This window comes from Nodularia harveyana UHCC-0300 (assembly GCF_034931085.1).
Classification (GTDB): Bacteria; Cyanobacteriota; Cyanobacteriia; order Cyanobacteriales; family Nostocaceae; genus Nodularia; species Nodularia harveyana.
The window spans coordinates 1-7,059 of record NZ_JAYGHG010000059.1; the positions used below are offsets into that span (position 1 = coordinate 1).

6 protein-coding genes are annotated in these 7,059 nt (G+C 40.2%); 1 reads left to right on the forward strand and 5 read right to left on the reverse strand.

Annotation, left to right across the window (positions count from 1 at the left end; genetic code table 11):
* Positions 1 to 427 precede the first annotated feature (427 nt).
* Genes VB620_RS20610 through VB620_RS20620 form a run of 3 tightly spaced genes read right to left on the reverse strand, consistent with a single transcriptional unit; the run spans position 428 to position 2,884 of the window.
* A complete protein-coding gene (locus VB620_RS20610) occupies positions 428 to 943 on the reverse strand; it encodes a hypothetical protein (protein WP_323198026.1) in 516 nt (171 codons plus the stop codon).
* Between the two features lie 28 nt (positions 944 to 971).
* Entirely contained in the window at positions 972 to 2,090 is a 1,119-nt protein-coding gene (locus tag VB620_RS20615) for a ParB/RepB/Spo0J family partition protein (RefSeq protein WP_323198027.1), read from the reverse strand.
* Positions 2,091 to 2,092: 2 nt separating this feature from the next.
* Entirely contained in the window at positions 2,093 to 2,884 is a 792-nt protein-coding gene (locus tag VB620_RS20620; protein WP_323198028.1) for a ParA family protein, read from the reverse strand.
* Positions 2,885 to 3,191: 307 nt separating this feature from the next.
* On the opposite strand from VB620_RS20620, the gene tnpA reads away from it, so the two are divergent.
* Positions 3,192 to 3,590: an IS200/IS605 family transposase gene (gene tnpA / locus VB620_RS20625; protein WP_323198031.1), complete on the forward strand. Its 399-nt coding sequence runs from the start codon at positions 3,192 to 3,194 to the stop codon at positions 3,588 to 3,590.
* Between the two features lie 207 nt (positions 3,591 to 3,797).
* Here tnpA and VB620_RS20630 read toward each other — a convergent pair whose 3' ends face one another.
* Both VB620_RS20630 and VB620_RS20635 read right to left on the reverse strand, forming a co-directional pair.
* Positions 3,798 to 6,635, reverse strand: coding sequence for a DUF3854 domain-containing protein (locus VB620_RS20630; RefSeq protein ID WP_323198029.1), 2,838 nt, complete (start codon positions 6,633 to 6,635; stop codon positions 3,798 to 3,800).
* A complete protein-coding gene (locus VB620_RS20635) occupies positions 6,614 to 6,901 on the reverse strand; it encodes a hypothetical protein (protein WP_323198030.1) in 288 nt (95 codons plus the stop codon). The genes VB620_RS20630 and VB620_RS20635 overlap by 22 nt, the downstream gene beginning before the upstream one ends.
* Positions 6,902 to 7,059 lie beyond the last annotated feature (158 nt).

Sequence of the window (7,059 nt, forward strand, 5' to 3'; positions counted from 1 at the left end):
TTCACAGTTGTTACTGGGATTCAATAATTTAATTGCAGCCATGAATCAATTTAAACCCTTTTATGATTCTGGATGATTTAGCTCCTTAACTACTTCCTTATTCCGGAAAGTGACAGAAGAGGGGTATTAGAAATATGAGGCGTGAGCGATCGCCAGATAACCCGAATTTGCCCATACAATTCTCCAAACCTTGTAAAATCTAGATTCCGGGTTTTCAGACTGCATCAAAAAATAACCTGTCAAAAATACCCGAAATATCTTCTGGGTAAAGATTCTGGGGAATGCCAACTCTATAGTTGTGAGAAATGCGGGATCACACATAAATCGCTTATGGTTCGCCTACGATTTCATCTGATTGAGAACAATTCAACAAGAAATATCTCAAATATTCTGTCGCCCTGCCACAAATTCAAAAATTGCGTAAGCCTTACTTGGCTATCGGTTCAGCCTTTTCAACTGAATTATCATTCACACCCAAAGTTAATTGCAAAGGTATTTGGGACGGGTAAGCTTTCACCACCTGTCGGTAAACATCATAGTTGGTAGGTAGTGTTCTTTGCTCCTCCCCCACTGTATATGTCAGTTGATATTTGACATCTTTCAATAATTCAGGTTGGCTTGCCTCTTCTTGAGGTTTTTTGCGTTTTTCCACCTCATCTATACTTGGTTTCGGTGGGACAGTCGGCCACCACAAACCCCGGTCATCTGGACCAACAACTGCTGCTGATGGTTTCAGTCCATTTTGATTTAGTACTGAAACATTTGCAAAGGTTTCAACCCGTGGCTGTGGTGCATTCGTTAAATTATTGGCATATTTCACTTGCCAGGTATAACTGGTAAGCGCTGTAGCTTCATACTGTTCAGCAGTCACGGTGCTACAACTGGTAAGTGTGAGAGCTGTTAGTGCCGTTATTAAAGATGGTAGAAATGTCAGCTTTTGCATGATCCCTAAATTATTGGTATCTCCTGAGTCAATCAGTCACGGCAATCACTTTATCAACTTCGGCTAATTTTTGCTGTAATAGAGAGCGCATTTCTTGAAGTTGTTTACTACTAGCTCTGCTGAGTAAATCTTCAGAAATCCCATTAACTTTTTGAAGTATGGTTTTTATTTCCTTTGACTCTTGTTTCTGTGACTTCAAATACTTGGTCTTAATTTTTTTAATCAGTTCACGAGTTTCTGCTACCGTCAGATTTTTCTTTAAAACTTCATCTGTGGTTGCCATCCGTTCAGAGGCTGCTTGATTTTCTGATATATCTAGTGTCTTGGCAGAGAGAGTTGCCAACGCTAAAGCATGAGCGCCTTTGAGTCCCTGTTGCCTAATTGCTTGTTTTAAATCTGGAGCCAGGTACAGCATTGGCATGAGATTAGCTTTCACTGAACTCGGATTTAACCCCAACTCTAATAGCATTCGTAGTAAACTTTGTTCTTTACCCGTAATCCCCAATACTTCTAAGCCTTGCTCTTGTTCATCAGTGCTTACAGCAGTTAACTTTGCTAGTTCTTTACTGTTGCCATCTCTCTCCACTCTTTTAATCACCGTGGCTAACATTGTAGAAACTTCATCCATTTCCAAATCAGTAGACTTGATTACTTCCTTAAATACTGCCTCTGCTTTATCTAAAGGATTCAAATCTTCAAAGCCAAGAAAAGTTAGTAATGCCGATTGATCTAAGTCGTTAGGCATTGCTGCTATGACTGCACGAATAGTTGACCAACCCAGCAATTTAGCTGCTTCAGTCCGGAGTTGTCCATCTAGTAAGGTGTAACGATTATTCCCCTGTGGGACTAGAATTACTGCTGAAATTTGTCCATGTTTTTTTAGTAACCGGGCTTTCGCTTGTATTAGTTCTGGTGTAATTGTTTGCCGAGGCTGATCAGGATTAGGATCGATGAGAGCCAAATCAATTTGTGCTTCTCCTGATTGGTTTTGCAGCTGTTCTCGAAGTTCTTGCAATTCATTTTCTAAATCTGGAGATTGGGCGGCTCTCAATCTTTCTATCTCGGCTTGCAGTTCAACAACTTTTTGCTCTTGCTCTGTTTTTTGGATTGCGCCGCTAAATTTGTTAGCAATTTTAGGCAATGCCACGATTATTTCTTCTCCTGAATTAAAGCTGCTAAATCATCTGTAATTTGCTGAAAATCTCTACAGGCAGGATGTTTGGGACGGTATTTTTGTAAAGGTAAGCCGTGAGCGCTGGCATTTTTGAATTCGTTTGAGTTGCGAACTTTAGGATAAAGCTTTAAATGTAAATGTTCGGCAATTTCTGGCAATTGCTCTAAATATTGTCTGTGCATTGCCACCGTATCATCATACATACTCGGCACAAATCCCAAAATGGGTGGGCGAGGTTCTAACTGTAACTCATCACCTGTAGAAATACACCACTCTACTAATTCTGCTGAACCAGAAATGGCTTTCATTTCCAATTGCACTGGAACTAATATATGGGTTGAGGCAGCTAAAGCATTAACATTTAACATTCCTAAAGTAGCAGGACAATCCAAAATTACTAAATTGTGGGGCAAGGGGTATTTTTTAAAGCGATCGCTTAGTGTGTACTCTCCTCGTTTTCGGATAACTAATTCATTGGCTATTTCCGCTAAAAGTGGATGTCCCTGACAAACTTTAGTTTTTGATTGTTCCCAAATCGGAATTAAATCCCAATCTCCTTGAAAATCTTTTGATAATACCTTAACTAAAGTGGTTGATACTTCAGCTGGTGGCAATCCACAAAATACATCCAAAGAACGTTGTGGATCTAAGTCGATAATTGCGACATCAAAGCCCAGCCGACTCATTTCATAGGCAATGTGTACGCTCAGTGTGGTTTTACCTACACCACCGGCGTTAGCTATAAGTGAAAGAACTATCTGCTTCATAAGGTGATTTTTTCTGTCGGATTTTAAAATCCGACATTGAACTAGGGAAAATATACATTGTTATAACAAAGTGCTATACAGTCCTGCGGTCATAGCTGCGCTGAGAGCAGCGCGTGAACATCGGGTAAATTCAGTTATTTCGAGGTTTTGAGTAATCAAGACTGTCCTAAGCGATATGAATGTGGGCTATAAATTTGTGATCCTTTGATGTCGGATTTTAAAATCCGACATCTCTCATGATTAATAAAAAATCATTATTATGATTAGAACACAAATTAGATTAAAACTATACATTGGGCTACAAAAAATGAAAAGCCAGTTTCGTAAAGAGAGGCATAGTGTTACAGACTTAAATATTCATTTGGTCTGCGTTACTAAATACCGCAGGTCTGTATTCACAAAGGAGAGCCTTGAACTGGTTGATAAAACGTTTAGAGAAGTAGCCAGAAAAATGGATTTTGAAATAATTGAATTCAATGGCGAGAATAATCATGTTCACGCACTTATTGAATATCCTCCTAAGTTGTCCATTTCTCAAATCGTTAATATCTTGAAAGGTGTTTCTAGTCGTCGATATGGACAAGCTGGATACAAAAAGCCCCATAAAGAATCCTTGTGGAGTCCCAGTTATTTTGCCATATCTGTCGGAGGTGCGCCATTAGATGTTTTGAAAGAATATATCAGAAATCAAGAAAAGCCGTCCTAGAAGGCGATGCACTGAGCAGTTCGACAGGCTCACTGTAACACCTGTCGAAGTGACGGGGCTTGTATCCCATTATTTTCGGTCATGCAAGTAGACCCTAGTTACTTAAACTCAACTTACTACTGGTTGAGTAGTCATCCTTCGTTAATTGACTTGCCGTAGACCACAATAGGTGTAGATTCCAAAATACTTCTGTAATGGGTGGGGATTTCAAAGATCATGTTCAAAGGGCTTTTCCTGAGTTGAGGGAATTTTGCTAACGTTTGGAGTGTAGGTAGAATGAATAAATTCTCGCCGAGATTTTTTTAGGTCAGTCAGAATAGATTGAAGTGGAGGAAGTATGATTTCCGTTTTCCCCCTGAGCAGTTGTTCATCTTTGGATTGCAAAAGAAATTTAAAGTAGAGTTCGCGCTGTTCACCAATAGTCAGCTTGCCATCCTGCTGAAGTTTTTCTCGGAGATCGTTGTTGCCCTGATTGGATGCACTTGTCCAGCCAACTGAGTTTTCTAATTGCTCCCAAACTTTAGCTAGTTCTGAGTGCAGTGGTAGAGGAATATCACGAGTGTTCGCGGGAGGAGAGGATACATAAGCAGAATCAGCCTGTGTAGGTGCGCGTGGTGATGTTGTGTGATGATTCGCAGGTGCGTTAGTCTTTCTACAAGGAGTTTCTATATTCAGTTTTTTACTAATTTGCTTAAGTTTGGCCAAATCAAGATCATTGAGCGTCATGATTCTGATTTGATTAGTGATCCCTTGAGGGGTGCGGTTCAACTCAAATCTGACTTTTTCTTTTTCCCCAATCTTGTCTTGTTTAAATAAACGCAGAAAAACCTTACCTGCTTTTGTGTCCCGATCTGACTGGATGCGGTAGTCTCCTATTTCCACCTCATCAGATTTGGCTTTGCTTAAAGTGTCGTGCATAACTTTAAGAATTTCACCTTGGCGAAAACTTTCCAAAATCTTTTGGGTTCCTTGGGGAGCCAAAGAACCAAGACTATTTGATAATTCTCTAGTATCAATATCTAGGGTCGGCAATTCTTTTCCATGATTGAGGTAATCGGCGACCATTAAAAACTCTTGACGCTCTACACTGAGCATCTGGTCGGGTTTCTTCAAAATCTTGACTTTTCCTTGAGGATTTACTTGAAACTGCATCAGGGGGTTAGCAAAATAACTGGCTTGTTCATCCTCGTGTCTGTGGATACTATAAGTGCCACAAAATTCTCTGATTGTGAAAGCATCACTCCTGTAAACAAAACTACTGTCGTCAAGTCCTACACCATAATTATTCAATAATTGTTTGGCAGCAAGAGCAATATAGTTATTTTCCGTAGCCTCCAGATGTCTTCTGGGGATAGTTCTTTTAAAAACTGCTACATCCCTTTGCTTTGCCCAGTATTGTGTAGGTTTTTCATTCGATTGGAAAAAGTTTCTTTCAGGATAAACAGGGGGAGATTCTACGGAGATAATTTCACTAATAGTTTCTGTTTGAGATGGTGTGCGAGGTTTCCCACCCAAATGGAGAATTTCTTCATCAGTGAGATTTTCTCGGACAGCGTTAGTCTCAACAGTGCCATCTTTGGGTTCATAAAGTTTTCTGGTAGTGCCATCTTTAAGAAAAATAGTTAAGCGAAAATCATCTGATTCAGGATCACCGGGAGAATTGTTGACCAACTTGTTAGCGATATTTTGAAGCTGGTCTTGATTCAACTTTTTCTGAATAGGTTTAGTTTTGACATCCCAAATTTTCTGATTTTGTTTGTGCCATTCCTCTAAAGATTCGGCTTGCTCAACTAGAGCCTCAAATTCCTCAGCACCATTATTGACAATAAAATCATCCACGCCTTTCTCTGGCCCTGGCAAGCGAATGACGTTGACTTTAGCCCCGGCTGCTTCCAGAATTCCTGCCGTGCGTAATGTAGAAATTTCTATGTTTCGGACTGTTTTGGGTCGGGTTTCATAATCAAAGCAGAAAGTCATTTCCCTTCCTGGTGTGGCAAACACTGCCAATTCAGGATGTAGCTTTGGTGGTATTTGATTTCCTTGTTCATCTCGACTACGATACCCTCCATAAATCCCAGAAAGTCCAATGGCAGCTTCGCCCTGACTTAAAATACTGGCAGCCTTTTTCGCTCCCTCAGTAATAGTGACGGGGACATGGTGCTTCCATACACAATACCAAAATCCACTGGCGCGATCGCTCTCGCTAGGATCTACCCCAGCTTTGTCATAGATGCGCTCGGCAATATCATCAGGCACATCTAATAAGAAAATACTCAGGTCAGTTTTAGGGGGATGTTCATATTTAATTTTCTTTCCTGGTTTCTCACTGCTTTCTCTGGGTTCGTTGGGTTTAAAACATCCCCACAATTTTCTCTCAGGTTTATCTCCTGGTTGCAAATCTGCAAATGAGCGAGGATCTACCCCAGCATCACACCACCAGCCGCCTTGTTCGAGGTGAGCGTATTTTCGCAGCATTCCACTAGAAAGTCTCCCAGTATTAGTGCGTTCTAGCTTGTCACTGTACATCAAATATTCCCAGGCTTCATTTGCCTGTTCTATGGAATCTTCATGCAAACTGCAAAAATTCCGACTAGCAATATCTGGGTGAATGGCGCTCCTCTCAACTGTTTCTTGCCAGTGTTCAACGTCAATATGAGTAGGAGGAGAACTGACAACTGTAGTTAAAGTTTGCTCTTCCTGTTCGGATTCAGAAAAACCAATCAGCATTTTTTGGGTAGTAGCGGGTGAAAGTGAAGGTATGAGAGTATCAGTAGTCCAAAGATCGCTTTCCACGTCGTCATATTCTTCAGCTAGAGGATCTGCCTTTTCCCACTTCCATCCCCCAGTTCCATCAGGAGTCATAACATATGTTTCTTGACCAAGTTCAATTTTTGCTCTTTGTTCCCACTCGTATTGCAATCGTTCAGCGATCGCGTTGACCAACGGTACAATGCCTTCAAGCCAGATTTCTTCAAGATTATTTACTAATGTTTCTTCTGTCTTGACATAAGAAGAAACTAAGTTTAACGAACGTTCATCAAACATAAACTATTGGGGGATAAAGATTGCAAAATATTAATGTAGGAGTCCCTAATTATTTGATATTGCTGCCAATTAGCTCCTAAGCACCGAAGAGAAATAGTTTTATCTGGTGAAATAATCCGATTAAAGATAATATCAATTTCTACTTCTACATCAGATTTTTGAATAAAACCTATATACTGCAAGTCATCCCAGCCAATCCCTTGAATATATTCAATTATTATTTTTTGATAATGCTCTATAGTTAAGGCAGGTATAGTGTCTGACAATTTAACATTAACTCTTATACCTGGCTTTTTAAGTAAGCGTTCAGGGGGTATAAAGAAGAAGAAAACAACCCCCGAAGTCAAGCAATCAAATTATGCAGCTTTCGACAAGTCAGAATCATCAGAACAAGCAGTAGCTTCTGGAAGCAGAGAAGGAGTGG